This is a genomic window from Sneathiella aquimaris, assembly GCF_026409565.1.
Lineage (GTDB): Bacteria > Pseudomonadota > Alphaproteobacteria > Sneathiellales > Sneathiellaceae > Sneathiella > Sneathiella aquimaris.
In genome coordinates, this window is sequence record NZ_CP112881.1 from 1,769,831 (window position 1) to 1,794,375 (window position 24,545).

At 47.3% G+C, this 24,545-nt stretch carries 27 protein-coding genes; 8 read left to right on the plus strand and 19 right to left on the minus strand.

Features of this window, described 5'->3' with window-relative positions; all coding sequences use genetic code 11:
• Window positions 1-27: 27 nt before the first annotated feature.
• Window positions 28-1,233, minus strand: a complete 1,206-nt coding sequence (locus OIR97_RS08300) for an EAL domain-containing protein (protein ID WP_169545184.1) — start codon at window positions 1,231-1,233, stop codon at window positions 28-30.
• A gap of 282 nt (window positions 1,234-1,515) precedes the next feature.
• The gene (locus OIR97_RS08305; protein ID WP_169545186.1) at window positions 1,516-2,748 is read right to left on the minus strand and encodes a hypothetical protein; all 1,233 of its coding nucleotides are present in this window, start codon (window positions 2,746-2,748) and stop codon (window positions 1,516-1,518) included.
• Between the two features lie 62 nt (window positions 2,749-2,810).
• On the opposite strand from OIR97_RS08305, the gene OIR97_RS08310 reads away from it, so the two are divergent.
• Entirely contained in the window at window positions 2,811-3,212 is a 402-nt protein-coding gene (locus OIR97_RS08310) for a Spx/MgsR family RNA polymerase-binding regulatory protein (protein WP_219821695.1), read from the plus strand.
• 18 nt (window positions 3,213-3,230) lie between these two features.
• Here the strand turns inward: OIR97_RS08310 and OIR97_RS08315 are convergent, their stop codons facing one another.
• The 4 genes from OIR97_RS08315 to OIR97_RS08330 all read right to left on the minus strand — a co-directional run bounded on the left by OIR97_RS08315 (window position 3,231) and on the right by OIR97_RS08330 (window position 6,578).
• Complete coding sequence (locus OIR97_RS08315; protein ID WP_169545188.1) at window positions 3,231-3,974, minus strand: hypothetical protein; 744 nt, start codon at window positions 3,972-3,974, stop codon at window positions 3,231-3,233.
• Window positions 3,975-3,991: 17 nt separating this feature from the next.
• Window positions 3,992-4,471, minus strand: a complete 480-nt coding sequence (locus OIR97_RS08320; protein WP_169545190.1) for a ribbon-helix-helix domain-containing protein — start codon at window positions 4,469-4,471, stop codon at window positions 3,992-3,994.
• A 23-nt stretch (window positions 4,472-4,494) separates the two neighbouring features.
• On the minus strand, window positions 4,495-5,193 hold the full coding sequence (locus OIR97_RS08325; RefSeq protein ID WP_169545192.1) for a ParA family protein: 699 nt from the start codon (window positions 5,191-5,193) through the stop codon (window positions 4,495-4,497).
• A gap of 617 nt (window positions 5,194-5,810) precedes the next feature.
• On the minus strand, window positions 5,811-6,578 hold the full coding sequence (locus OIR97_RS08330; RefSeq protein WP_169545194.1) for an enoyl-CoA hydratase: 768 nt from the start codon (window positions 6,576-6,578) through the stop codon (window positions 5,811-5,813).
• 170 nt (window positions 6,579-6,748) lie between these two features.
• On the opposite strand from OIR97_RS08330, the gene OIR97_RS08335 reads away from it, so the two are divergent.
• A complete protein-coding gene (locus tag OIR97_RS08335) occupies window positions 6,749-7,498 on the plus strand; it encodes a sulfite exporter TauE/SafE family protein (protein ID WP_169545196.1) in 750 nt (249 codons plus the stop codon).
• A gap of 6 nt (window positions 7,499-7,504) precedes the next feature.
• Here OIR97_RS08335 and OIR97_RS08340 read toward each other — a convergent pair whose 3' ends face one another.
• The 5 genes from OIR97_RS08340 to OIR97_RS08360 all read right to left on the minus strand — a co-directional run bounded on the left by OIR97_RS08340 (window position 7,505) and on the right by OIR97_RS08360 (window position 13,440).
• Entirely contained in the window at window positions 7,505-8,272 is a 768-nt protein-coding gene (locus tag OIR97_RS08340) for an NAD kinase (RefSeq protein WP_169545197.1), read from the minus strand.
• Window positions 8,273-8,306: 34 nt separating this feature from the next.
• Complete coding sequence (gene moaA, locus OIR97_RS08345; RefSeq protein ID WP_169545199.1) at window positions 8,307-9,299, minus strand: GTP 3',8-cyclase MoaA; 993 nt, start codon at window positions 9,297-9,299, stop codon at window positions 8,307-8,309.
• 99 nt (window positions 9,300-9,398) lie between these two features.
• Window positions 9,399-10,511, minus strand: coding sequence for a DUF2336 domain-containing protein (locus OIR97_RS08350; protein ID WP_169545201.1), 1,113 nt, complete (start codon window positions 10,509-10,511; stop codon window positions 9,399-9,401).
• Between the two features lie 106 nt (window positions 10,512-10,617).
• On the minus strand, window positions 10,618-12,231 hold the full coding sequence (locus OIR97_RS08355; RefSeq protein WP_169545203.1) for a PAS domain-containing sensor histidine kinase: 1,614 nt from the start codon (window positions 12,229-12,231) through the stop codon (window positions 10,618-10,620).
• A 51-nt stretch (window positions 12,232-12,282) separates the two neighbouring features.
• A complete protein-coding gene (locus OIR97_RS08360) occupies window positions 12,283-13,440 on the minus strand; it encodes a DUF2336 domain-containing protein (protein WP_169545205.1) in 1,158 nt (385 codons plus the stop codon).
• A gap of 566 nt (window positions 13,441-14,006) precedes the next feature.
• On the opposite strand from OIR97_RS08360, the gene OIR97_RS08365 reads away from it, so the two are divergent.
• Window positions 14,007-14,456: a MarR family winged helix-turn-helix transcriptional regulator gene (locus OIR97_RS08365; RefSeq protein ID WP_219821696.1), complete on the plus strand. Its 450-nt coding sequence runs from the start codon at window positions 14,007-14,009 to the stop codon at window positions 14,454-14,456.
• A 470-nt stretch (window positions 14,457-14,926) separates the two neighbouring features.
• Entirely contained in the window at window positions 14,927-15,295 is a 369-nt protein-coding gene (locus OIR97_RS08370) for a flagellar protein FlaG (RefSeq protein WP_169545207.1), read from the plus strand.
• A gap of 54 nt (window positions 15,296-15,349) precedes the next feature.
• Here OIR97_RS08370 and OIR97_RS08375 read toward each other — a convergent pair whose 3' ends face one another.
• The 3 genes from OIR97_RS08375 to OIR97_RS08385 are packed head-to-tail and all read right to left on the minus strand — an operon-like array spanning window position 15,350 to window position 17,311.
• Window positions 15,350-15,823, minus strand: a complete 474-nt coding sequence (locus OIR97_RS08375) for a hypothetical protein (RefSeq protein WP_169545209.1) — start codon at window positions 15,821-15,823, stop codon at window positions 15,350-15,352.
• A gap of 1 nt (window position 15,824) precedes the next feature.
• Window positions 15,825-16,151 carry a rod-binding protein gene (locus OIR97_RS08380; RefSeq protein ID WP_169545211.1) on the minus strand — a complete coding sequence of 109 codons (327 nt, stop codon included), beginning with the start codon at window positions 16,149-16,151 and terminating at the stop codon, window positions 15,825-15,827.
• Entirely contained in the window at window positions 16,151-17,311 is a 1,161-nt protein-coding gene (locus OIR97_RS08385) for a flagellar basal body P-ring protein FlgI (protein ID WP_169545212.1), read from the minus strand. The genes OIR97_RS08380 and OIR97_RS08385 overlap by 1 nt, the downstream gene beginning before the upstream one ends.
• A gap of 271 nt (window positions 17,312-17,582) precedes the next feature.
• Between OIR97_RS08385 and OIR97_RS08390 the strand changes: the two genes are divergently transcribed.
• Both OIR97_RS08390 and dksA read left to right on the plus strand, forming a co-directional pair.
• A complete protein-coding gene (locus OIR97_RS08390; RefSeq protein WP_169545214.1) occupies window positions 17,583-17,999 on the plus strand; it encodes a flagellar assembly protein FliX in 417 nt (138 codons plus the stop codon).
• A 147-nt stretch (window positions 18,000-18,146) separates the two neighbouring features.
• A complete protein-coding gene (dksA, locus tag OIR97_RS08395; RefSeq protein WP_169545216.1) occupies window positions 18,147-18,563 on the plus strand; it encodes an RNA polymerase-binding protein DksA in 417 nt (138 codons plus the stop codon).
• 37 nt (window positions 18,564-18,600) lie between these two features.
• Here dksA and queF read toward each other — a convergent pair whose 3' ends face one another.
• The 5 genes from queF to flgF form a co-directional block, all read right to left on the minus strand.
• On the minus strand, window positions 18,601-19,062 hold the full coding sequence (gene queF, locus OIR97_RS08400; RefSeq protein ID WP_169545217.1) for a preQ(1) synthase: 462 nt from the start codon (window positions 19,060-19,062) through the stop codon (window positions 18,601-18,603).
• 112 nt (window positions 19,063-19,174) lie between these two features.
• Window positions 19,175-19,936 carry a flagellar basal body L-ring protein FlgH gene (flgH, locus tag OIR97_RS08405; RefSeq protein ID WP_181017909.1) on the minus strand — a complete coding sequence of 254 codons (762 nt, stop codon included), beginning with the start codon at window positions 19,934-19,936 and terminating at the stop codon, window positions 19,175-19,177.
• 18 nt (window positions 19,937-19,954) lie between these two features.
• Window positions 19,955-20,914 carry a flagellar basal body P-ring formation chaperone FlgA gene (gene flgA, locus OIR97_RS08410; protein ID WP_169545219.1) on the minus strand — a complete coding sequence of 320 codons (960 nt, stop codon included), beginning with the start codon at window positions 20,912-20,914 and terminating at the stop codon, window positions 19,955-19,957.
• Between the two features lie 30 nt (window positions 20,915-20,944).
• On the minus strand, window positions 20,945-21,730 hold the full coding sequence (flgG, locus tag OIR97_RS08415; protein ID WP_169545220.1) for a flagellar basal-body rod protein FlgG: 786 nt from the start codon (window positions 21,728-21,730) through the stop codon (window positions 20,945-20,947).
• Between the two features lie 15 nt (window positions 21,731-21,745).
• Window positions 21,746-22,468 carry a flagellar basal-body rod protein FlgF gene (gene flgF, locus OIR97_RS08420; protein ID WP_169545221.1) on the minus strand — a complete coding sequence of 241 codons (723 nt, stop codon included), beginning with the start codon at window positions 22,466-22,468 and terminating at the stop codon, window positions 21,746-21,748.
• 335 nt (window positions 22,469-22,803) lie between these two features.
• On the opposite strand from flgF, the gene OIR97_RS08425 reads away from it, so the two are divergent.
• The gene (locus OIR97_RS08425) at window positions 22,804-23,322 is read left to right on the plus strand and encodes a flagellar basal body-associated FliL family protein (protein WP_169545222.1); all 519 of its coding nucleotides are present in this window, start codon (window positions 22,804-22,806) and stop codon (window positions 23,320-23,322) included.
• 11 nt (window positions 23,323-23,333) lie between these two features.
• Window positions 23,334-24,545: a flagellar motor switch protein FliM gene (fliM, locus tag OIR97_RS08430; protein ID WP_246201977.1), complete on the plus strand. Its 1,212-nt coding sequence runs from the start codon at window positions 23,334-23,336 to the stop codon at window positions 24,543-24,545.

The window sequence follows — 24,545 nt, forward strand, 5'->3', positions numbered from 1 at the left end:
TGACCCCTGGTGTTTGGTGAAGTGGGGCTAGATGGCCATTCTGGTGCCGAGTATTTCATATACTTTTTCGACAGGTAAGGGCTTGGAAATAAGGAAGCCTTGCCCATAATGGCAGTCCAGATCTCGATATAGGGATAATTGTTCACGCTCTTCAATACCTTCAGCGACAACTTCAATATTCAGGTTGTGGGCGAGGCCAGCAATGGCCCGAACGATCTCGCAACTGTCTTCGTCATTGAGCATCGTGTGGGTAAAAGAGCGGTCAATCTTCAGTTTGTCGATCGGAAATTGATGCAGGTAATTCAGGCTTGAGTAACCCGTGCCAAAATCATCCAGGACAAGCTGAAACCCCAAATCCTTGATTTGATGAAGAATACCCTTTGCGTGGGTCGTGTCTTCCATCAGCACGCTTTCAGTGATTTCCAGTTGAACGTGAGACGTGTTGACGTTGGTATTAGCGATCATCTTTTTGAAACGATCAACGATGTCGGGAACAGCAAATTGTTTTGCTGAAATATTGATGCTGACAAATATTTCAGGGCTTCCCCCTTCAGCGGCAATCTTGTTGAAAGGGGCCACATGGCGGCAGGCCTCTTCAAATACCCATTCCCCCAGCGGGACAATCGCGTTGGTTTGCTCTGCGATATCGATAAAGTGAAATGGGGACAGTAGTCCTCTGTCCGGGTGATCCCATCTTACAAGGGCTTCAAAACCGGCTGTAAATCCGCCTCTTAGAGAAATGATCGGCTGGAAATGCAAAACAAATTCATTTTGGTCAACAGCGCGTTCCAATTCCTCTTTTGTCTTGAAGATTTCCACCAATTCGTCACGGTTCTTATTGACCTTGTCTCGAACGGAGCGTCTGTTCGGAGAGGTTATCTTTTCAGTGCTGCCCTCGTGATAATGGCGCTCTGTCAGGCTGTGGCACCGATCCATAAAGAAATTCAGAAAAAGGCTTACCATCGGATCAGAAAGTTTTGCTTTTTCTTCTATTTCCTCCAGCGGTACAACCAGAAGCAAGCTGTCTTCTTCCGCTGTCGCAACACAATAATGGGGGGAATCAGGAATAACGCCATATTCCCCGAACATTTCGCCCGGGCCGACCGTATATTCCTTTAACACAGAAACGGCATCTTCAATTCTAACACTGCCCTGTTCGACGATATAGGCACACTGTCCTTCTTCGCCTACTGAAAGGATACGCTGGCCTTTTGTGACTTCTATGCGATGCAAGATAATAACTCTTCAGTTGATAGCAATTAGAACAGGAAATTTCTCAAAAAGGAAGATTGAACAATTTCCCTTACTTTTTCGTTAAACTCGGGTGAATGAGGAAAAATATATTCTTTGACAGGGGGAATGTAATCGAAGCTGCCGTTACCCTTAAAAGGGGGGGCTTGGAAAGAGGTTACGGCAGCTCCGATCAACCTTGGACAAGACAATCATCTAGGTTGAATATTAATATATTATTAAATTTTAATAAAAATAATCTATTATATTCTAATAACCTGTTGTTCATTCCGGCGGGCTTGCTCTGTTAATCACTGTTTTATCGCCTTTTTTGCGTTTTTTTTTGGCGCTTGCATTTTGTAAGGCTGAGGCATTTAGCGCAGACTGGGCTTCTTGTGGGTCGAGGGTTCGGTCGATGAATCTGAAAACAAATTCAACACTATATCCCGCTAAAAAGGCGAGCGCCAGGGGACTGAGCGAGGCAAAAGAGGGCTCCAACGACAGTAAGTCAGAATTACCAAGTGCGAGCGGACTTTTCTCGTCATTTTCTGTGTTAAAGAGAAAACTGATCATGATTCCGGCCAAAGGGCCCTGAGTCGTTCGAAGACTGTAGTTGATATAGGAGTTCATGGAAAAGGTGCGTCTGGCAATTTCCTTTGGCAGCTGCCGTAAGATAAAGAAACAGGCGCCAATCAGCCCATAAAGAATAGGCAGGATATATCCGGTCAGGGCGGCCAGAAAATTTCCGGCCGCAACAAATTGTATATGGCGCTGTACTTGTAGAGATAGATCTTGAAAACCGGCCTCCTGCCAGGGTTGACTGGTCAGGAAATTGACGTTTGACCAAGTGCTGTTCCAGTTATCCAAATGATGGAAAGCAGCATCTTTCCATTGTGAATGCTCAATGATTTCCTTCTTCAGGGTTTCTTCCCGCACCTTTTCAAAATTAAAACTGCTTTGAGATACCGCTTCGCTGGCTTCCTGAAGATTAAGCTGTGATATCTCGCGCTTCAGTTTTTCGATGGCCTGACTTTGGGCCGTGATATCATCGACAATCGACCAACCGATATACCAATAAACCTGAACACCAATCAAGAGGGTGAGGGTTATAACAGATAACAGCTTGTAATTACTGGCACATTGACGCGAAAGAGGGCGTCTTGGTCGGCGGGTGAACCATCCTGTATGCTGGGCTGGATCGATCAGGCCTTCGTAGGTTGCGCGGATGCTATCAACGGAAATCGGGCTCAATGTATTGGATATCCGTTGGTAAGCCATCCAAAAATTTCCCTCCAACGTGCTTTCCAGTGGACCTTCCTTTATCGCGTTTTTGGCCTGTATGACGGTCGCAATGGTTTCTTCGTCCAGTTCGATCGCATTTTCCGATGCGGTCATGATAATCAGCACTGCGTTTTCGATTGACGCGGCAAGTATCTGCTGGCTGTTTTCGGCCTTATTCGAAAGCGGTGGTTCAAGAAAACGGCGATATAAGGTTTTTACGAAATCGATGAACGTCATTTTTCAGCCCCCTTGCCCCTAAAGGACGTGACAGCATTGGTTTTGTGAGGGGCCTTGCTGTTATGCCAAACAGTGTTGTACACAGACATAAACGTCAGAAAGGAAAAGCGTTGATTACAATTTATGGAATTCGCAACTGCGATACGATCAAGAAATCACTGAAATGGGCCGATGAACAAGGGCTGGAACATCATTTTCATGATTACCGCAAAGAACCGGTTAGCGAAGAGCATCTGTTGAAATGGCTGGCGGAAATCGATCGGGATGTTTTAATCAACAAGCGCGGAACAACGTATCGAAAGCTGACAGACGCGCAGAAAGAGACGTTGGAAGGGGACGGGGCCGTCTCATTGTTGCAAGAACAGCCCACGATAATGAAACGCCCTCTATTTGATCTGGGCAATGGCGTCTTTGTTGTCGGATTTAAAGACGAACAGAAAGACGCCGTCCTCGCCGCCCTTTAATGGTTTGGCTGAACCGGGTTATTGCAGCTTTTGTATGTAGCATAACACATGATCGATATCGCGGCCGCTCTCACTGAGGGGCAGCGCGATCACTCTTAACGGGCATTCGCCGGTCAAGGTCGGAAAAAATTCAGTTGTATGGGCCGGCTTGCGGGTACTGGATACAGTCTGTCCAACACTTAAGATCCAATCCACGATCATGGGGGTGAACTCAATGCGTCCCAGAATTTCTTCCTCGGATAACTCACCATAAGCGGCTTGCCGGATTGCGTGTGTGAAATCAAATTTCACCTGAAGGCGGCCAATATCCCGGTTGCAATGCACCAGAATACAATTGGGCCAATTCTTGCCGATCACATTCGGGTCCAGTGACCGGTGCGATGGGTAACGACGTCCGCCCTCCCGGATTTCCATCCAATAGCTTAAGATGTCTCCGTGAGTGGCAGGCTTTTTGCCCCAACCATTGGCAGCCGCGACCGCTCTGTCTGCGGACGCCTTACGGCGGTCTGGCGCACCCTTACTCCAGCCTGTTTTGGTCGGACGAGGCGGCTCCGGCAGTGTTTTTTCACGTTTCTCAATTGGCGTCGTATCAAAGTTGTCCAGCTCAGTTGCCAGTGCTGCCAAGCGATCCGTGATATCCCCGATTTTCCGTGAGGGCTCTTGCCCAAGCAGATCCGCCTTTGGTTTTCTGACCTTAATCCGTGTCAGCGACGCCGCGTTCGAGCCGTTATCGCCTTCCTCTTTGTCCAGAATATCTCGCATGGCAATTAATCCAAATGTTAGCTGAAAAATTTATCCTTGATGCAAGCGCAGGCATCGGGAATGAGGTCTGTACCGTGTTTTTCTACATACTCCTTCAACGCATCCTCGATGATTGCCTGTGAAGAAAGGCGGGAATGTGCTGAAATAAGTTTTAGATTGAGATGCTGTTCCGGTGTCATCCGAATGCTCATTCTAACACGACCCAAGGCGTCTTTTCTCATACTGGAAGACGCACGTGCCTGACGGACGACAGTTTCTTCCTTGATTTTAGCGGATTTTGGCGTTGAAACCAGCAAGCCATTATTACTTTCTTGCGGTCCCGGATCAGACACTGAAGCCGATGGTTGAGGGTCCGGATTTGATGAACGGCTGCCTGAATAGATTTTCTTGGCGCGTTCGGACGTTGCCAGTAATTCCTTTGGCAGCATGGATTGTGTCGCTGGCCCAGCTGATCCCTTGGAACTAATTAATGAACTTGATAAAAATGCGGCTTTCATGGGAACTCTCTTCCTTTGGGCACTTAGTTAAAGGCTGTCTGGGAGGTTTGCAGGGTCGGCTTGTTACGCTGTCGGCTGATTTCCGGCGCCAAACCGGCTGGCTTTTTTTCAATGCGGCCCTGAATGTAGCTCCACAGTCTTGCAAGCTCTTCACTGGATTTGGACTGCTCGTTCAATTCCATAACAGTCCGGCCATCAATCATGCTTGAGGCAAAATCCACACGTTGGTGCAGGATCGAGGGTGCCAGAGTACCATGTTGCGATAAAGCAATTGCGGCCTCGCTTGTAATTCGGGCTCTGGGTGTTGCGCCGTTTACGACAAAAACCAGTGGTGTTTCCAGCCCTTCAGCCAGTTCCACAGTCGCCCCTACGGCACGCAGATCATGCGGGCTGGGACGCGTTGGAATGATAAGCAGGTCTGCCAATCCAATCACCGTAGCAATGGTTTCCGTAATTGCCGGTGGCGTGTCAACAATCAGGAGTTTGATCCCCATATGCTGCATCCGGGCAATATCGTCCTTCAGGTTTTCAATTGAGGTTCTTGCGAACAAAGGCGTTTCTGCCTCGCGTTCATTCCACCATTCAGAAAGGCTTCCTTGTGGGTCTGTATCGACAAGCGCTACCGGTCCCATTCCAGAGAGTTCTGCTTGGACAGCTAAATGACCAGCAAGGGTGGTCTTTCCTGAACCGCCTTTTTGAGAGGCTACTGCAATTACTTTCATCTATTTTCTCCTGCCACAGGGAACTGTGTTGTCGAGTCGTTGAAAATGAAAGTATCTGCAAAAAATTAAATTTAATTTACGAATTGGAAAGTAATCGAGTAAAACTCACAGTATATTTAAATAAAATTTTATCCATTTTACGATGAACACGCTAAGTTCGGGGCCAACTGTATATCGGTCCTGATCTTATTGTCGCTGATGTGCCGGTTAGTCTTTATTTTTAGTATACTGGTACTTGAAAACTGGCCGCAACAAAACATTTGTATTTTCAAGTGCCCGTTGAAACAGGCAGCAAAAGATGTCTGAAACTCGCGTTCGATCTGTTCGTCGGATGTTAGCAACTGCTGTGTCTGGCCCTACGCTTCAAAAACTGGCTTTTTAAAATTTAAAATATGAAAAACTGTCAGGCACCCCAGGACGGAGGGTTAGGTCAAATCGTTGAGGCGACACCAACTTCTGATCGTAACCCGCGTAGAAAAAAAACGTACATCCCTTTGGTTGTTCTATCACGCCAGTGTGCCGCGCTACCGGCCGTTCAATTTCAAGAGAGTGCGCTTCGATCGTCCCGTCGAACAAAGCGCACTCTCTTTGGTTTCTTGCAAAAGACAGGTGCCGCCTTAGTTGAATTTCTTGAAGTCAGGGGCCCTTTTTTCCATGAAGGCTTGCATTGCTTCGCGGGCTTCTGCAGATGTCAGGCGGGTACTGAATATCTCAAGCTCTGCATACATGTGTTTCATAACGGATTCGCTGTCATTTTTCAGAAGGGCTTTTGACAGGCGAAGGGCTTCCGGTGCTTTTGCTGCGAGCGCCTTGGCTGTATTCAGCGCGACGGTTTCTAATTGGCCTGCTGGAACAACCTCATTCACGATGCCATAGGCATGCGCTTTTTCCGCATTAAACTTGTCCCCGAGCAGAAGCAGTTCAGAGGCGCGCTGATGACCCATAATTTTTGGCAAGAGAAGACTGGATGCGGCTTCCGGTACAAGGGCCAGATTAACAAATGGAAGAGAAAAAACGGCGTCTTCTGACGCATATACCAGATCACAGTGCAGCAGCATTGTGGTTCCAACCCCAACTGCGATGCCATTCACGGCACCGATCAATGGTTTGCGGATGCTGACGAGGGCTTTCAGGAAACGCTCTACCGGCTTTTCTTCTTCCTGCGTGGCATTTTGTAGAAAGTCCATCAGGTCATTTCCGCTTGTGAAGCTGTCTGCGGTACCGGTAATGATGGTAACACGTATGTCAGGGTTATCCTCTGCCGCCAGAAGACTGTCTGCCAGAACGGCGTACATTTCCTGGGTTAGTGCATTTTTCTTGTCGGTCCGGTCGATTTTCAGGGTTTGAATGCCGTCACTCACGGACACCTTAACAAAATCACTCATTTTTTTACCTTATTGTTTTGGGCTGGTATAAAGAGACATTAACGGATATTTTCCATCAGGTCAGCTATGACGTAAGGGAAGGGAGTGCATTTTTTGTACCCACCCTTGCCGAACAGTTTGAAATCGCGACTTTTTATTTCCACTCCTTCTCTGCCCAGGCAGGTTTCCCCATGCAAGATGCTTTGTTGATTATTAGTTGTATTTTCCTGCTCGCAGGGACAATTAAAGGCTTGGTTGGTATAGGCTTGCCTACGGCTGCCATTTCTCTGACTACGCAGCTTGATGTGGTCAGTGAGCCGCAATTGGCGGTTGCTCTGGTGATCTTTCCAATGATGATTTCAAATGCCTGGCAGGTTTACCGAGGGGGCAATATTGTAAAAACTGCCCGCCAATACTGGCCATTTTTGGTCATAATGCTCATCATGATTTACGTGTTCGCGCATGTGAGTGCGTCCATCCCTGCAGAGAGTTTTCTGATAATCCTTGGCTGTGTAATTGTTCTTTTTGCCCTCACCAGCCTTTTTGTGAAGCCTGTTTATCTTTCCGATAAATATGATCGGCCTGTCCAGATTGCCGCCGGCGGAATATCCGGCATTATGGGGGGGCTTACGGGGATCTGGTCTCCGCCCATGGTTATTTACTTTTTATCGCGCCGCGTGGAAAAAGATGATTTCGTCAGAGCGACTGGTTTTCTGATATTCTTTGGAAGTATTCCTTTGTTTTTTGGCTATTGGCAAAGTGAGATCATGACAGAAGCCGTGGCCATATCCTCTTTATTGCTCACCGTACCGGTTATCGCGGGCTTTACCATCGGGGAGTTCATTCGCCGTAAAATGGATGGCGGCCGCTTTCAGAAAGTGCTGTTGATCATTTTTCTGTTGATGGGGCTCAACCTAATTCGCAAAGCGATCGGGTTCTAACCTTTTTTAATACTGGAACTGCTCGTCCAGAATACGCATTTCAAGGTTATGCTCTTCATCAAACAGCAGTTTGATGCAGATATTCGGTTCTTCCTGGACGGTAACCGTCGCAACATCCCGAACTTCAACGGCATCTGCCACGGCGCTGACCGGCCTTTTCTTAGATTCGATGATCCTGAATTTGATCTGGGCTTCGCGGGGAAGAATGGCTCCACGCCAGCGTCTTGGTCGAAAGGCACTAATGGGAGTGAGGGCAAGGGCGCCCGCATTGACCGGTAAAATAGGACCGTGTGCTGATAGATTATAGGCTGTGCTGCCCGCTGGCGTTGCCACAAGGACACCGTCACAGGTCAGTTCTTCAACTTTTACTTTCCCATCAATTGAAATCTCGATCTTTGCTGTCTGCCGGCTTTCACGCAGCAAGGATACTTCATTGATTGCCAGGGCTTCGGTTACTCGTCCATGCATATCCGTTGCGGCCATTTTTAACGGATGGAGTTTCGTAATGACACCGGCCTGCAGGCGCTCAAACAGGTTTTCTTCTTGATAGTCGTTCAGCAAAAAGCCGACGGTCCCTTTGTTCATTCCATATATGGGAAGACCGGACGCCATATAACGATGCATGCTTTCCAGCATAAATCCGTCACCCCCTAAGGCGACGATGACATCCGCCTGAGAAATTGAATATTGACCATATTGATGGATAAGCCGCTTGTGGGCGGATTGCGCGTTTTCAGTATCGCTTGCCGTGAAGTGTATTTTCCATGATGTCATATTATTTTTAAATCTCTTTGGATGGCAAACGGCGTTATCCGCCGGTGACACTCATGTGGCGGGAAACCGCAGGCTTATGATCAGACGTCCGGTCAATTACGAAGTCATGGCCTTTGGGTTTCCGTCCAATGGCTTCATCAATCGCCGCATCCAACTTGGATAACCCATTTTCAGACCGGATAACCTGTTTCAGATCCGCGCTGTCCTCCTGCCCAAGGCACATATAAAGCATTCCCGTGCAGGTCAGGCGCACCCGATTGCAACTTTCACAGAAATTGTGGGTTAGGGGAGTTATAAAACCGATACGGTTCCCGGTTTCGCCGACCGACACGTAGTCCGATGGCCCACCTGTTTTATAATCGCTTTCTGTCAGGGTCCAGTTTTGTGAAATCCGTTCTTTAAGTTCTGATAATGGTAAAAACCGGTCAGAGCGCAGCTCATCAATGGCCCCCATGGGCATGGTTTCAATAAAGGTGATATCCATATCCCGGCTACCAGCCCATCGGATCAGGTCGTCCGTTTCATGGTCATTAAATCCGCGAACAGCAACAGTATTGATCTTGATTTTCAAGCCCGCATCCTGTGCGGCATCCAGGCCTTGCATCACTTTGTCCAGGTTGCCCCAACGGGTAATATCCTGAAACCGATCCGCATCCAGTGTGTCCAGTGATACATTTAATCGGCGCACCCCTGCGGCATAGAGGTCTTTTGAATATTTGGAAAGCTGGCTGCCATTTGTCGTCAGGGTCAGTTCATCAAGTTCCCCGCTATCCAGATAGCGACCCAGATTCTGAACCAGCTCCATGATGCCTTTTCGAACCAGTGGCTCCCCCCCTGTCAGGCGAACTTTTCGCACGCCTTTTCGAATGAAGGAAGCGGTTACCAGCTCCAATTCTTCCAGGCTGAGGACATCTTTTTTGGGCAAAAAAGTCATGTTTTCAGCCATGCAGTATTTGCATCGGAAATCACATCTATCCGTCACGGATACACGCAGATAGGTTACGGCTCTACCAAAAGGATCAATCACAGCATTCGTCCACTAATCTGTGCCGCGAGGGCGGTACAATTCAACATGCTAACAGAGTATATCTTAATTCTGCTTTTGCAAGTGGCAGACACGAATGTGTTACGAGCTCGTTTGAGAATATTTTATGAGACCGTTGATAAAGTCTTTGTTTTTCAATGCCCGTTTTGCGGCATCAAGCTTAAGGAGGCTGTAAAATCCGACAGCCTGCTCTTTCTGTTCGGCGGAGAATTCATTGCCAGAGTGAAGCGCTGTATTCGTCAGATCAAAAATGGTGGAAAATACAATAGGATCGAGTCCTAGAACCCGGCAGGCAACTGCCAGAAGTTGAGGGTCATCGGCGTAGAGTATTTTTTGGACGTCTTTTCTTGGGACATCAAGCAATTTGGCAAAGGAAAGTTCAAACAGATCGATTTCACCCTGCCTTAGTGATTTCAGTAGAAATCCATTTGAAAGCTCACCTGCGCTGAAAAGCTTGTCGACCAGCATAGAGGAGGGGTCGCTATCGCTTGTAATGTCTTTGACGCTCTGTGCCTGATCATCCGCAGAAACAACCAAAAGATCCGGGCTGATGTCGAAATTGGAGACAATATATTCCCGCAAGGCAATCGACACCCACTGATACATTTTTTGTGCAATTTTTTCAGGTAAAAACGGTCGTTGAAGCAGAGGTTTTTGATATTCAAGAATTGTTTGTGATTGGATGCAAAACAACTCGAGTACGTCTTCTGGTATAGCTGCGGTTTTATTTTCGAGTAAGCAAAGGCACACGTCATTATTGTTTGTGTCAGAGAGTGCGCGGGATACCGCCTCCCCGATATTGTTTCTGGCGGCGACTGCTAGCTGGTGTTGAACAGATCTCGTACGCACAACTTCGCAGAGGTCTTCTTCTTCCAATAAACCACAATCCTGTAGGATCGGTAAGGCAACGTCATATTCTTCATTTGCAAGAAAGATCACAAGATCAATCGGTATGTCATTGTTTTTGCAAATATTTTTTGAGAAGGAGGCTCTAACTGAACGTTCGACATCAGAGGTGATGCGACACATAATGTCAGCCATCAATTCTTTTTCAGCGCGAGAAAATCCCTCTTCCTCACATAGAAAGTTTCCTATCTTTTCATAGAGAAACTTACGTTGTGTTGGGGACTTATCTTCGGCCAGCTCAACCAAATTCAGTATTTGATTAATATTTTGCTGTCCATCAGAACTCACATGCACCTACCTTTAGAAATAAGACTAGGTAACAATATTGTTCGCTGAACGTTAAAAAAAAATAAATTTATGGTAGAACTGGAAAAATAGTTGATTAAGGGGCCAATTATAACATTAAGGGTAGGGCTATTGTAAAACGGCTCCCGTTACCGGGCTCACTTTCGACTGAAATGTTACCCCCCATAAGGCGGGCAAGCTTTAACGAAAGTGTTAATCCCAGGCCTACGCCATCCTCGCCGCGGCTGTAGATACCGTTATGGGCCTGCTGAAAGGCTTCAAATATTTTTTCTTGTTCGGATTTATCAATACCGGGTCCGGTATCCCAGATTGTTACCAGCAGGGCATCGTCCTGAATGACAGTATCGATACCGATGGTCCCGTTTTCAGGGGTAAATTTTACAGCATTTCCGAGAATATTGACGATAATTTGTAAGCATCTTGTTGGATCGACCTTCAAATCGAAGTCTTGATCAATATGCGTCTGAGAAATATCAATATTTTTGTCGGACGCGTGTTTTTGAACGAGAATCACAGCATCTTCTGTCAACGTCTTTAAGGAGGTTTTGACTATCTCCACGGAAATCTTGTCGCTTTCGATGCGCGCAATATCCAGTATATCTTCGATCAGGCTAAGAAGGTGCCGGCCGGAATTCAGGATGTCGCCGACATATTCCTGATATTTTTTGTTAATCGGGCCAAAGGTTTCCATGCCCATTACTTCGGCAAAACCAATAATGGCATTGAGCGGCGTGCGAAGTTCATGGCTCATGGTCGCAAGGAACTCATCCTTGGCCCGCGCCGCGGCCACCGCTTTTTTGGCGGTCATTTCAAGCTGAAGATTTTTTCTCGTAATTTCTGTGACGGCTTTTTCAAGATCGGCACGGGAAGACGTTGCTTCGTCTTCAGCGGCCAGCCTTGCTGTAATATCGTCACTGGTACCGCGATATCCTGTGAAGCGTCCTTTTTCGTTAAAGACCGGGACACCACTGATGTTAAACACTTTTCTTTCGCCGTCCGTTCCAATGATTTGCATAGGGACAGAGCGGAAAGGGATATGTTTGTTGATGGCGGTTTCGGCTTTGCTGGGCATCCCTTCAGAGGAGGAAAAACTTCCCAGTTCGGACAAAAGTTTGCCTTTGAGAAGAAGAGGGGGCAGCCCCACAGCCTGAACCACGCGGTCAGACACATATTTTAAATGTCCTTCTGCATCGGTCTCCCAAATCCAGTCAGAGGCAGCGCGCGTGATATCAAGAAACCGTCGTTTTTCAAGCCTTAGCTTGGTTTCAGCATTTACCTGACGCGTAGAATTGATAAAGGTTCCGCAAATGGCGATGAAGGCATCCTGTTTGTCAAAAACAGGAAAGTGACGCGATAAAAAGTATTCTGTTCCTTGAGGGGTATCCAAAGACACCTGTTTGGTTTCGGCTTCGCGGGTTTTGTTAATACGTTGGATGATCTGCAGATGATCCGGGCTTAAGGCGGAAAAAATCCGGTCAGTTGCCCGCTCCGTCGCGACAGGGCTGAATAGGGAAGAATAACCGGAGTTCACATACAAAATTGTACCGTCAGGCCTCGCCATATACATGGGTTGGGCTTGTTCGAAAATGCTATCAAAGAAATCCCGGCTTACAATATCCTGTAGCCCGGATGTCGCTTTATTGTCCTTTCGTTCATTTCTTGAACGAAGCGAGACAACACTCCCCTTTGACGTCTCTGTCATTCTTTCCCCCAATATGCGTTTCGCACATTGTTTTTACATATCCCTGACGGGTTACAAATAGACGCGCTGTGTATCAAGTTTGTGATTAATTTGATCAACAGCATCTGAATACCCCGTATCGAGCCTCCAGTGCGCTAAAACCTGCTCTGCTTTTTCGGTTTTGAGCCTGTCATAAAAATTCATGACAGTTTCAACCTCAGCAGGGCTTGTTGGTACTTGGTTGCCATTTTCCATTCCGCCCCGACGGGTCAGTAGAAAAACAGCAGAAAAACTATTTCTATCAAAATCGAGCGCTTTACATGTTACGGCCATTCCTTCGGCATTCTTATCAAAAAGGAAGCGGCTCAATGTCTGGGTGCTCAACCCGGATTTTAACGATAGACCGGCAATAAACAGGCGGATCTGTTTGCTTTGAAGGCTTTGAACAAGGAACATTTCTGATAATTCATTGCGAGAGGCAAGCTGGGCCACCAGTTTGTCGGCGTGAGTTTCGCCAAATTCAGCAATAGATGGCTCTTCCTGAAATTCTCGGGTAGCCGATGAAATATGCTGATCCAGAGCAAACTGGTCGATTTCAAAATTCTCGATGATATGGCGGCGAAGCGCGGCGGACACCCACCAGAACATTTGATGTGCCAAAGCCGATGGCAAATCATGACGCGCCAGCAAAGGTTCCTGAAAACGGTCAAGCCGTTTTGATTCCTCAACCAGATAAGCCATAGCTTCTTTGGAAACTTCCGCATCCGAATTGCGGATCAGGCTTTCGATAACATCTTCATCGCCAAATTCGATTAACTGGTCACTGACCGCTTCAGACAGGCCCTCGCGGTTGGAAATAACAAGCAGATGCTCTTTGCTTCGTGATTCAACCAGTTCCATTAAGTCGGGCTCCAGCAAAACACGGCTCTTAAGCAGTATCGGGCGAGCGACTTCTATTGCATCATTGGCTAATAATTTTATAAGTTCGGCAGGGGCTTTACCACTGACAGCAAGCTTTTCGGCCAACGACCGACGGACGTTAAGCTCAATATCCTGAATAAGCTTGCTCAAAATGTCGGAAATATGGGCGCGTTCCTGTTCGCTTAACCGTTCCTCTTCTGCAAGGAATAGATTTGTCATATTGTCAAACAGGCGCTGCCGTGCGGATATACTACCGTCACGCGAAAGGACCATCAATTGGTCAAGCTCAGCTTCTTTACTTTCGGCCATTACGTACTTACCTGTTCTAAATGTACTCTTCGCCAAAACTCGCAAATCGAATCAGGACGAATCATACGTGTTAAGAAAACAATTGAGACGTTAAAAGCTTATAGACTCACACTTTTCTTACAGAATCACTTTCTCCATTTAGATGGGTCGAACGCAATAGTATTATGCCATTTGGTAAATTTCTTGTGAACTTTTGGCTAAAATGTCACAGTTTTCTTAAAATTATTTAAATCTTTAAGTTGAGTCATTGTTTTATTTTTACGCCTTAAGGCCGATAGGCATACAGCGTCTGGTGGGTTGCCTGCCTTGAAGCTACTAAATGTTCATAATGTTAGTATATTCAGTAACTTAGAATATAAAATTCGCCATAAAAAAAACAAAATTTATGGCGAAATAGGGTCCACTGGTCAAAGAACCGTATGTTTTCAAGAGGATCAGCGCTCAAAAGGCCACAGACTATTTTTCTGTTTTTTACAATTCCTTAAGTTTGTTTGGGCAAATTGACGGGCTTGAATACAAAAAATTCCAATTGGTATAGGTGGTCATTGCCACCAAGAGGGGATCTAGTGACTGAAGATTATCGTGAATTGACCAGGCTGATCGAACGTTTGCATCGTCGTTTTCTCGATTTGCTCCGTACAGAGCTAAGCTTGATGGAGATCAGCGATATTAATGCAGTGCAGGCATTATTATTGTCGAATATCGGTGACGAGGAAATCAACGTCAGTGAGTTAATGTCCCGCGGGTATTATCAAGGATCGAACGCTTCGTATAATCTTAAAAAACTGGTCGAGACCGGTTATCTGATTAAAGAGAAATCAGAGCGGGATGGTCGCGCAGCGATGATCCGCCTATCTGATAAAGGGTTGGCACTTGTTGATCGGATTAGCCAGTCAGAAGAAAAACAGGCTGAAATGATGATGCGATCTGATCCTGCGCCGGATCTTGAGAATACACGCAAAGCGTTGCGCCAGATTGAAAGAATATGGACGGATCATATTTTATACCGCGCTTGATTTTTTTACATTACGGTTTTGTTGGCCTGAGCGCCGAGTAGGAACAATTTGCCGACCTTTGAGGGGAGAGGTAGGCATTTTTTTCCGGTTAGGCATTATTTGCCGGGTGCTTGAGCGTTTGTTTTTTGGTTAATCGGCTTAAAACCAACATTTTTGAATGAGATATTGTTGGCATCAAAATTGCGTGTTTGAAATACGGGTAAGAATGCCCGATTGGAAATTGCCGGAACAGGGAATAAAATTTTCCTGATTTCAGGATCCTATTGGTTTCCATGTGAGCATTCTTCTCAGGCAGTAATTGTAGTGGAAGTAATGCTATTTGCTGGTAATTCAGCCATTCGAGCGCATTTCATCCCCCATTCTGGTTGCTGTTCCCCTTCGTTTTACGATAAAGAACGAAGACTTTAACGACTTGGTAACTTTTAGTATTGTATGATTTTCGTTGAATTATTAGGGAGAGGAGTTGCGAAATGGACGTAACCCCGATTTCGAAAGTTGGCTTTGGAATACCGGATCAAAGATCTGAAACCCAGGCTCAGGCTCCAAAAGGAGTAGCTGATTCTGCGAGTGGCATCCCCTCAAAAGAGATGGATACTGCTCTTCAAATTGATGATCCTGTACGCCGTGCTGAACAAGCAATTGGTGCTTTCTTCGAAGATGAAGCAGAGCCCTCAGGCCGTTTTTCGATTGACAGAGACAAAGACAGTGGACGTTTCGTGTATCGCTTGGTCAATTCTGACACAGGTGAAGTCATGAAGCAGTTTCCAGGTGACTATGTATTACGGCGCGTAGCCTATTACAGAGAGCTGGAAGGTCTGGCTGTCGATAGTGAAGCTTGAAAACAGGGTCTGAATACCCTGTTTTCTGTTGTGACTGGTAGAGTAGCGTAGTGATTAAACCACTTCATTATACGCAATCGCTCCACCTAACGTTCTGCTATTCTGTGTTGGCACACTATTTGTCATCGACGCCGCGGCGTTATAGGTAGCGGGCGGCCCTTTCTTTTTAGCCACTTCATCTGCAACCGCTTTTACAAGGCCTTCTGTCACGGTTTTTATCGTCGACAGTTTCCTGAAATGCAGGTCCAGGGCTTCGTAAAAAATCTCACTCGTTGCTTTGAGCCGATCAACATCCGCTTTCGGGAACCGTTTATACCGTTCTGGATCGGCTTTAATTAAGGTCATTTGTTGATTGTAAATCGCAACCAGGCGGGATTTCTCTGCCTGATGATCGCTCATGGCCGCCGGGTTGTCCAATTCCAGCAATTCATTTTCAAATTCCAGGATCTGACACAGGCGCTCTACCTTCTCTGAAAGTTGCACAGGATTGAGGAGAGTAGGGGTGCCGTTTGGTTTTTGGTACGTCATGTTAAATCTCCTGCATCTTAAGAATTTCTCGATAAACAGAGTCCGCCACGCCAATGCCGCCAATTTTACTCATCGACTTTGCGTATTCGTCGTTCAACATGGACCTGAAGATCTTCTCAGATTCTCCACCGCCAAATGTATCATCGGTCTCGATCCCAGCCGACATGTTGTTCAGGATCTGGCTGACAAAAAAGGCTTCGAACTGCTGAGCGGCTTCCATCGCTTTTTTATCAGTATGAACGTTACTAATATTGACGGATTTGCCATTATTGGCCGTTGCCTGCGCTTGAAGCAGCGTGGTGTTTGTTTGATTAACAAGGTTTGTCATTACATCAACTCGATTTCTGCTTGTAAGGCACCCGCGGCCTTAATTGCCTGAAGAATTGAGATCATATCGCGTGGGCCGATCCCGAGAGCGTTCAGCCCGTCCACCAGTTCCTGAAGTCTGACCCCGGGGTTGAGAACCACAAGTTTCCGATCCTCGTCTTCTGTAATCTGAACATTTGTTCTGGGCACAACGGTGGTATCGCCACGCTGGGCAAAGGCGCCCGGCTGAGAGACCTGTGGTGTTTCTGTGATTTTGACAGTGAGGTTGCCTTGTGCAATTGCGACGGTATCAACCTTCACTTCTTTACCGATGACGATGATGCCTGATTGTTCGTCAATCACGACCCGGGCAATCTGGTCCGGTTCGACCATCAACTGTTCGATATCTGTTAATAGGGCGACCATGTCTTCACGTTCACTGCCTTCCAGATTAAGGACAACGGTTGAAGGGTCCGATGATTTCGCGACTTTGTTGCCGATATACTTGTTGATAACCTGTGCAATGCGCCGTGATGTGGTGAAATCGGGATTGCGTAGAGAAATCCGAAGACTGGTCAGAGAGGCCATATCAAAGCCAAGTTCCCGTTCGATCAGAGCGCCGTTCGCAATTCGCCCGGCTGTGGGAACGCCTTTTGTGACAGTTGCGGCATCGCCGCCAGCAGAAAATCCTGCTACCGTTATTGATCCTTGCGCGACCGCATAAACTTCACCATCTGCTGCCATTAAGGGCGTAACAACCAGCGTTCCCCCCAACAGACTTTCAGCATCACCAATGGAACTGATGGTAACATCAATATTTGTTCCCTGGCGGGCGAAAGCGGGAAGGGTCGCGGTTACGACAACAGCCGCAACATTGTCAGTTTTGGTGTTGGCGCCCCGTGTGTTGACACCAAGCCGTTCGAGCATTGCTTCCAGGCTTTGCTGGGTAAACGGAGAATTGTTGAGAGAGTCGCCCGTGCCGTTCAGGCCGACAACCAGGCCATATCCAACCAGAATATTGTCTCTGACACCTTCAAAATCAGCGATGTCTTTGACCCGTGAAGCCCCGATTGCGTCACTCGCGATTGACGAGGTGAACAGGCTTGCGACAAGAACAAGTTTCGCCACTTTAAGAAGGGACAGATATTGCTTCGCAACTTTTTCAACAGTCTTTAATGTCATACTTCTATTCCGTTCTCGGATATTCTGCACTTGAAAGAAGGTATTTTAATTCTTTCGCAAATTAATATGCTAATTTCGTGCCAAGTTTTTATTGAATTAAGTCCTTGTTATTAAAGGAATTATTGTTAGGTGGTCATGGGCAATAAAGGGCTCGTCGGCATTATTTACCGGGTCACCAGAAAAATTAGCGGCCTTGAATACGCGTAAAAACTTGCAAAACCTGCGACAGAGACCTAAAACAGAATGAATACAAACTGTTACAGGATCGAATATGCGTGTCTCTGGACCGGGTCGTGTTGGATCGACGCAGAAATCCAAGGGGAGCAAATCGGCCTCGAAATCGGGGGAGAAGTTCTCTGTTCCTAATGAGGCTCCGGAAACGGTTGCGACTACAAATGTCGCCTCTTCAGCCCCTATAGCCTCTATTGATGCAATCGTTGCCCTGCAAGGGGTGGATGATTCGTCTTCAGGGAATCAAAAGGCGTTGCAAAAAGGGCAGGATCTACTCGATCGGCTTGAGGAAATTCGCCATGGGCTGCTTTTGGGATCAATTCCAGTTGAGCGATTAAAAAAACTTCAGGTTACTCTCGCGTCGTATGATGTAAAATCCGTTGATCCAAAACTTGTGGAAATTGTTGAAGAAATTGAAGTTCGGGCTGCTGTTGAACTGGCGAAGCTGGGATATTAGGCGTCTGTAAAAAGTGACACAATGTTACAACTGTCATATTCCCATAAAATAAATTTGCAGTATAGTTTTCTAAAGGCTAATTGTAGCGCTTATTATGCGTTGCTATAATGGTAAAAATGAATTTGGGACGTCATCTGGAGTAGCGTAATGAATGTTCATATATCAGAGGATTATAAACCTTCCGAAGACGAGCCGTTTATGAACCCTCGTCAACAGGAGTATTTCCGTTCGAAACTGCAGAAGTGGCGGTCTGAAATACTTGCTGATGCCAATCAAACAATTGCCAACTTGCAGGAAGAAACGGTTAAAGAGCCGGATATTGCTGATCGAGCTTCTACAGAATCTGAAAGAGCACTGGAACTTAGAACGCGGGATCGTCAGCGTAAGCTTATCGGTAAAATTGATGCGGCACTTCGTCGGATCGATGAAGGGGTCTACGGCTATTGCGATGAAACGGGCGAGCCGATTTCATTGAAACGTCTGGAAGCCCGTCCGGTTGCCACGCTAAGCCTTGAAGCGCAGGAGCGACACGAGCGGCGTGAAAAAGTCTATCGCGACGATTAATCGCGTTGTGAAAAGCCGGCTTTTGCCGGCTTATATTTTATCCTCTGCCTCGATAGGGCGCGACCCCCTGGTCCGGAAGCCATAGATCTTTCGGCGGGGCACCGGTTTGCCAGAATATATCGATCGGGATTCCGCCGCGGGGATACCAGTATCCGCCAATACGCAGCCATTTGGGTTTTGTTGCTTCAACAATGCGCTTGCCCACATAAATGGTGCAGTCTTCGTGAAACGCACCATGATTGCGAAAGCTTTGTAAAAACAGCTTCAAAGACTTTGACTCGACCAGTGATTGATCCGGGACATAATCAACAACCAGATGACCAAAGTCCGGCTGTCCGGTGACCGGGCAGATTGACGTAAATTCCGGACAGGTAAAACGAACAACGGCGTCTGTGTCGGATTGCGGGTTTGGAACGGCGTCCAGGACAGCATCCTTCGGATGATTGGCTGCCTTCGTATCCTGGCCCAAGGTTGTTGAATATTCAGTATAATCGTTCATCGGCACTCACATATAAAAGGTTGTTAGCCTGTAAATAGGGGGACAATGTCATGGCGACAATAAAAAAGGCGGCAAAAACTGCCGCCTTTTAATAATTTGTGGGATTTTCCGCTTAGAACGGGAAGATGATATCAAAGAGTTGCTGTCCATAACGGGCCTGCTGTACGTCGGTCAGATGTCCGCGTCCACCATAAGCAACCCGCGCTTCAGCAATTTTTGAACTCTCGATGGTGTTCGCTGAAGAAATATCTTCCGGGCGGACAACGCCGGTCACAAACAGATCGCGGCTTTCAAAATTCACCCGTACTTCCTGGCGACCAGAGATCACCATGTTTCCGTTGGGCAGGATCTGCGTAACAATCGCAGCTATTTCAAGTTCGACGGTTTCGTTTCTTGAAACCGCGCCGCTGCCTGCAACTGAATGCTCACTTCCAAGATCTGCAAGGGAGGCTGGGTTGACCGCTTCTGGCAGAACTTTAGCCAATTGACCTTCAATGCCAAGCAAAGAGGTTGCGTTTGCAGATTCAGAAGAGTCCCGCGATGTTGTTGTCTGATTGTTCAGGGTCGCTTTATCGGAGATTTCCACCTTCACTGTCAGAATGTCGCCAATCCGGTTTGCACGCTGATCTTTAAAGAAGGCACGCGAACCCGGCCGCCACAAAGAGTTCGCCTGTTGAATAACCGGCTCGGGGCGCGGCATTGGCATGGAAACAGGTTTGTAGTCCCGGTTGGAAACCGGATTTTCAATTCCCGAAAGGGGGGGCTCGGCGCCGATAGAGGCGATGCGACTGTAGGCATTACATCCTGTGAGCACCAGCAGAGTGCTAAACATCAAGCAGGCTTTAACGATTGATTTGTTCAGTTGATAAGTCATTTTACTCACTCCACTCTATCAGTTCAGGTTCGCCAGTCTTTGACCGGCTGAGATGATGTGTACTTCTTCGGCGTTGATAATCTGCGCCTGAATGGTTTTTCTGCTGGCGATATTTTCAACCCGGATAATGTCTCCTTCAGCGCCGGGTTCCAGTGCGCGGCCTGTTACGGCAAGCCGGATGCCTCTGCTTTTGAAGATAACAGTGACAAGTTTTCCTTTGGCAACAGTCACTGGATCACCCAGGTTATTGACGGAAAGCTGGTGGCCGGGACGGAGGGTGCGACGGGGGCTTTTCCCAACAATATCCATTGGATCCGTCAGCGTGTTACGGGCCACTTTACTGGCGCGAACCAGAACAAATTCCAGGTCCTGTTCGGTGATCTTTTCGCCGGGCTGAATAAGCCGGTTGGCAACCGGGATTTCCAGTTGGCGGTGAATGCGGCCTGTCAGTTTATACTGGCGGGCGTTAGGGCCGGTGGCCGGTGCAATCAGGACAGCAACAAAGTTATTGCCTCTTTTGCTATAGGACAGGCTGGCAACAGAAATGCTCTGTTCCTCATCCGTTGATACCTGAATATTTGGGTGCTGCGTGGAAAGAGAAAGTTCAAACTGTCCTGTTTGCAGTTCATCTTCAAGCGCGAACCGGATTTCCTCTAGAATTCTTTGCTGCGGAATACGAACCCCGGCGCGTTTGACAACAATCCGGCTGATCGCCCGGCTTGGGCGCCAGTCGAGACCATGTTTGCGGGCGACATAGGCCAGCGAAGAGGCTTTGAAAACAACTTTTTTCCCAGGAGCCGGTGCCGGCGCGATCACATAATCGGCCTTTTCTTCCGCGCCTTCGAACACATCGCCAAACGTAATCTGTTCATTTTGAACAGCGATGGATGGCTTAAGGGTTACAAGTCCTGCGACCGCGGCGGCAATATTTGCCGACATTGCGATCAGGAACGTTAGTGTAAAAGTCATTTTCTTCATAACCTGTCCTCTATTCTAGAGCCCGGTTTCTTAGCGGAGCTGATTTGTAACAGACATCATTTCGTCGGCTGTTGTGATCACTTTGGAATTCATCTCATAAGCACGCTGTGCGCTGATAAGTGAGGTGATTTCACTAACGGAATTAACATTTGATGTTTCAAGATATCCTTGACGAATGGTGCCAAAGCCTGTCGATCCGGGAACACCAATGCTTGGCGTCCCTGAGGCAGGGCTTTCTTTATAAAGGTTGTCACCCATTGGCTGCAGGCCGGCTTCATTGAAGAAGATCGCCAGATCAAGCTGACCAACGGTTTGCATATTTACCTGACCATCCAGCTTCACCAGCACTTCACCACTTGGATTGATTGTTACGTCGATGGCGTCCTGCGGTATGGTGATACTCGGTACGACTGAAAAACCGTCCTGTGTTACGATTTCACCTGTTGGGCTAACCTGAAAAGAACCGGCCCGGGTATAGGCTTCATCACCGCTTGGCAGCAGAACCCGGAAATATCCTTCGCCCTGAATAGCGATATCATAGGTGTTTTCAGTTGCTTCCAAACCGCCCTGATCCGTAATACGGTAAACAGATGCCGTTTTAACACCCACACCGATCTGAATACCGGATGGAACCACGGTTCCTGTATCTGAAGAGGCAGCGCCTGCACGGCGCATATCCTGATACAACAGATCCTGAAATTCTGCCCGTTGACGTTTAAAGCCGGTTGTCGTCATGTTGGCAATGTTATTGGAGATGACGTCAACGTTAAGTTGTTGGGCCATCATACCTGTAGAGGCTGTTCCAAGTGCACGCATTAATCTATTCCTCTATTACTGGATCGATGGAAGTTCTTCGATGGATTTCATCTGCATATCATGTTCGGCATCCAGCAATTTCTGGGCCGCTTGATACGTGCGAAGGATATCCACCATGGCTGTCATTTCGAGAATGGGCTGGACGTTTGATTGCTCTAGGCTGCCTTGCAGAACCTTGGCATCTTCTGATGGACGAGGCCGAATATTGCCTGCATCATAATAACCATTACCAACCTGGGTCAGCAGCTGTTCGTTCTGGAAAAAGACAAGATCAATTTTCTTGGTCTCTTCAATTCCCAGATTAACAGTGCCGTCAGGAGCGATTTCAATATCAGGCTGCTCTTCACTAACCTGAATGCGATCAGCGCCCTCATCCAGAAGATAACCGCCATTTTGGGTGACGACAAAACCATCGGGATCCAACTTGAAGTTACCGTTTCGTGTGTACCGATTGCCGTTGTCCGTTTCGATCGTGAAATAGCCGTTACCGGAAATCGCCAGATCGAGTGGGCGCCCGGTTTGCTGGATCGCGCCTTCGGTTTTATCATGATAAACGCCGTAATCCTGTACATAGGACATGTTGGTCGCTTTAGGATCTTTTACCAGATATTCTTCAAACAATGGATGGACGTTTTTAAACGCTGTTGTGCTCATATTAGCAATGTTATTTGCAGTGATATCCATGCGCCGTTTTAGCGCCATCTGCTGGGACAATCCGATGTAGATTGAATTTTCCATTGTATCTCCGCCTTTCTGGCAAATAATCGTTTGCTCCCTTCATTGCAGAAAGCGTGCCAAAAAAAATATCGTTTATTTTCAATGGGTTGATTTCTTCCTCCGCTCAAAAAGGCGGCGAGTGGGTAGTCAATTACTGCCAGTTGGGCAATTTATGCCTCATTGGGCAGGCGTGGGGGAAATGCCTGAAATTGCTGATCGTTGTGGCGAGGCCCCATGGGTTCGCTAAAAGATTAAATAAATTCTTTCTAAAAAGAAACTTGGCAACTTCTTGTTAACCAAACTTAACTATTGTGTGACTGTAGATTTTAGGAATTTCTCAAAAGGCCAAAGAGATCATGTCAGACGAAGCAGAAACACCTGGCGGTGTTGAGGACGGAACAGAAGCGGTAAAAAAGAAGGGTATGAGCGGTAAGGCGCTTATTCTCTTTATCGTTCTGCCAATCCTACTGATTGTTGGCGGAGCAGCTGGCGCGTATTTTGCGGGAGTTTTCGGCGGTGAAGAACCAGCCGAAGAAGAGGTCGTAGAAGAAGAGCCGGAAAAAGAAAAGGTCGTGGTCTTTTATGATATGCCGGATCTATTGGTCAATTTAAGCTCTACCGGAACCGATACAAGCTTCCTGAAATTAGGGGTTTCGCTTGAGCTTGATGATGAAACAGTTTTACCGGAACTGGAAAAATTACTGCCGCGTGTCATGGATAATTTCCAAGTCTATCTGCGCGAACTTCGTAAAGAAGACTTGCGGGGGTCCGCCGGTATTTATCGGCTGAAAGAAGAACTTCTCTATCGCATAAACAGTTCTGTCAAACCCATTGTGGTGAAAGACGTTTTGTTTAAAGAAATGCTGGTTCAGTAACAGGTGATTTGATGGCTGACGAAGAAGAAATGGATATGGCCGCCGCGATGGCCGCTGAAGATGGTGAAGAAGAAATGGACATGGCCGCCGCCATGGGAATGGATGGCGGCGATGATGAAATGGATATGGCCGCAGCAATGGGCGGTGACGATGACATGGCCGCCGCGATGGGCGGTGGTGACGACGATATGGCAGCAGCCATGGGCGGCGGAGATGACGACGGGGACGGGGGTCCCAGCATTAATGAAGCCGCCAGTGGACAATCTACCCGTGTTCTAAACCAGGACGAAATCGATAGTCTTTTAGGCTTTGATATGGATGGCGACGGATCCGGCGAGAAGTCTGGTATTCGGGCAATTATCAATTCAGCTCTGGTGAATTACGAACGACTTCCCATGTTGGAGGTTGTTTTTGACAGACTGGTCCGGATGATGACGGTTTCGTTGAGAAATTTCACGTCTGATAATGTTGAGGTCAGCCTTGATAATATTACCTCAATCCGGTTCGGTGATTATCTGAACTCCATTCCATTGCCAGCAATCCTGAGTGTTTTTCGCGCCGAGGAGTGGGATAACTATGGCCTGATCATGGTCGATAGTTCCCTGATTTACTCGATTGTTGATGTTCTTTTGGGGGGACGCCGGGGAACAGCTGCGATGCGGATTGAAGGGCGGCCTTATACAACAATTGAACGCAATCTTGTTGAAAGAATGGTAAGTGTCATTCTGGCGGATATGTCCGCCGCGTTTGAACCCTTGAGCCCTGTGAATTTCAATCAGGAACGGGTTGAGACAAATCCACGCTTTGCAACAATTGCAAGACCGGCAAACGCGGCCATTCTGATCAAGCTGCGGATTGATATGGAAGACCGTGGCGGACGGTTAGAGATGTTGTTACCCTATGCGACGCTGGAACCTGTGCGAGAGTTGCTTTTGCAAATGTTCATGGGTGAAAAATTTGGTCGGGACAGTATCTGGGAAAATCACTTGGCAACCGAACTTTGGGCGACAGATGTTGATATTTCTGCCGTTCTGGATGAGCAGCAACTGTCTCTGAACGAAGTTCTGGCTATGGAGGTCGGCGACACAATTATGCTGAACGCTTCGCCAAACAGCCCTGTGGTTCTCAGGTGCGGGGGGATCAGCATGGTGTCCGGTAAAATGGGACGATCGGGTCAGAATATAGCGGTAAAAGTTGATAAAACTCTCCGGTATCTGGGGTAA

Excerpts from the sequence above, each read along its gene's own strand:
- OIR97_RS08305 (WP_169545186.1), bottom strand. The coding sequence starts at position 2,748 with ATGACGTTCATCGATTTCGTAAAAACCTTATATCGCCGTTTTCTTGAA.
- OIR97_RS08310 (WP_219821695.1), top strand. The coding sequence starts at position 2,811 with ATGCCAAACAGTGTTGTACACAGACATAAACGTCAGAAAGGAAAAGCG.
- OIR97_RS08315 (WP_169545188.1), bottom strand. The coding sequence starts at position 3,974 with ATGCGAGATATTCTGGACAAAGAGGAAGGCGATAACGGCTCGAACGCG.
- OIR97_RS08320 (WP_169545190.1), bottom strand. The coding sequence starts at position 4,471 with ATGAAAGCCGCATTTTTATCAAGTTCATTAATTAGTTCCAAGGGATCA.
- OIR97_RS08325 (WP_169545192.1), bottom strand. The coding sequence starts at position 5,193 with ATGAAAGTAATTGCAGTAGCCTCTCAAAAAGGCGGTTCAGGAAAGACC.
- OIR97_RS08330 (WP_169545194.1), bottom strand. The coding sequence starts at position 6,578 with ATGAGTGATTTTGTTAAGGTGTCCGTGAGTGACGGCATTCAAACCCTG.
- OIR97_RS08335 (WP_169545196.1), top strand. The coding sequence starts at position 6,749 with ATGCAAGATGCTTTGTTGATTATTAGTTGTATTTTCCTGCTCGCAGGG.
- OIR97_RS08340 (WP_169545197.1), bottom strand. The coding sequence starts at position 8,272 with ATGACATCATGGAAAATACACTTCACGGCAAGCGATACTGAAAACGCG.
- OIR97_RS08355 (WP_169545203.1), bottom strand. The coding sequence starts at position 12,231 with ATGACAGAGACGTCAAAGGGGAGTGTTGTCTCGCTTCGTTCAAGAAAT.
- OIR97_RS08360 (WP_169545205.1), bottom strand. The coding sequence starts at position 13,440 with ATGGCCGAAAGTAAAGAAGCTGAGCTTGACCAATTGATGGTCCTTTCG.
- OIR97_RS08370 (WP_169545207.1), top strand. The coding sequence starts at position 14,927 with ATGGACGTAACCCCGATTTCGAAAGTTGGCTTTGGAATACCGGATCAA.
- OIR97_RS08375 (WP_169545209.1), bottom strand. The coding sequence starts at position 15,823 with ATGACGTACCAAAAACCAAACGGCACCCCTACTCTCCTCAATCCTGTG.
- OIR97_RS08380 (WP_169545211.1), bottom strand. The coding sequence starts at position 16,151 with ATGACAAACCTTGTTAATCAAACAAACACCACGCTGCTTCAAGCGCAG.
- OIR97_RS08385 (WP_169545212.1), bottom strand. The coding sequence starts at position 17,311 with ATGACATTAAAGACTGTTGAAAAAGTTGCGAAGCAATATCTGTCCCTT.
- OIR97_RS08390 (WP_169545214.1), top strand. The coding sequence starts at position 17,583 with ATGCGTGTCTCTGGACCGGGTCGTGTTGGATCGACGCAGAAATCCAAG.
- dksA (WP_169545216.1), top strand. The coding sequence starts at position 18,147 with ATGAATGTTCATATATCAGAGGATTATAAACCTTCCGAAGACGAGCCG.
- queF (WP_169545217.1), bottom strand. The coding sequence starts at position 19,062 with ATGAACGATTATACTGAATATTCAACAACCTTGGGCCAGGATACGAAG.
- flgH (WP_181017909.1), bottom strand. The coding sequence starts at position 19,936 with ATGACTTATCAACTGAACAAATCAATCGTTAAAGCCTGCTTGATGTTT.
- flgA (WP_169545219.1), bottom strand. The coding sequence starts at position 20,914 with ATGAAGAAAATGACTTTTACACTAACGTTCCTGATCGCAATGTCGGCA.
- flgG (WP_169545220.1), bottom strand. The coding sequence starts at position 21,730 with ATGCGTGCACTTGGAACAGCCTCTACAGGTATGATGGCCCAACAACTT.
- flgF (WP_169545221.1), bottom strand. The coding sequence starts at position 22,468 with ATGGAAAATTCAATCTACATCGGATTGTCCCAGCAGATGGCGCTAAAA.
- OIR97_RS08425 (WP_169545222.1), top strand. The coding sequence starts at position 22,804 with ATGTCAGACGAAGCAGAAACACCTGGCGGTGTTGAGGACGGAACAGAA.
- fliM (WP_246201977.1), top strand. The coding sequence starts at position 23,334 with ATGGCTGACGAAGAAGAAATGGATATGGCCGCCGCGATGGCCGCTGAA.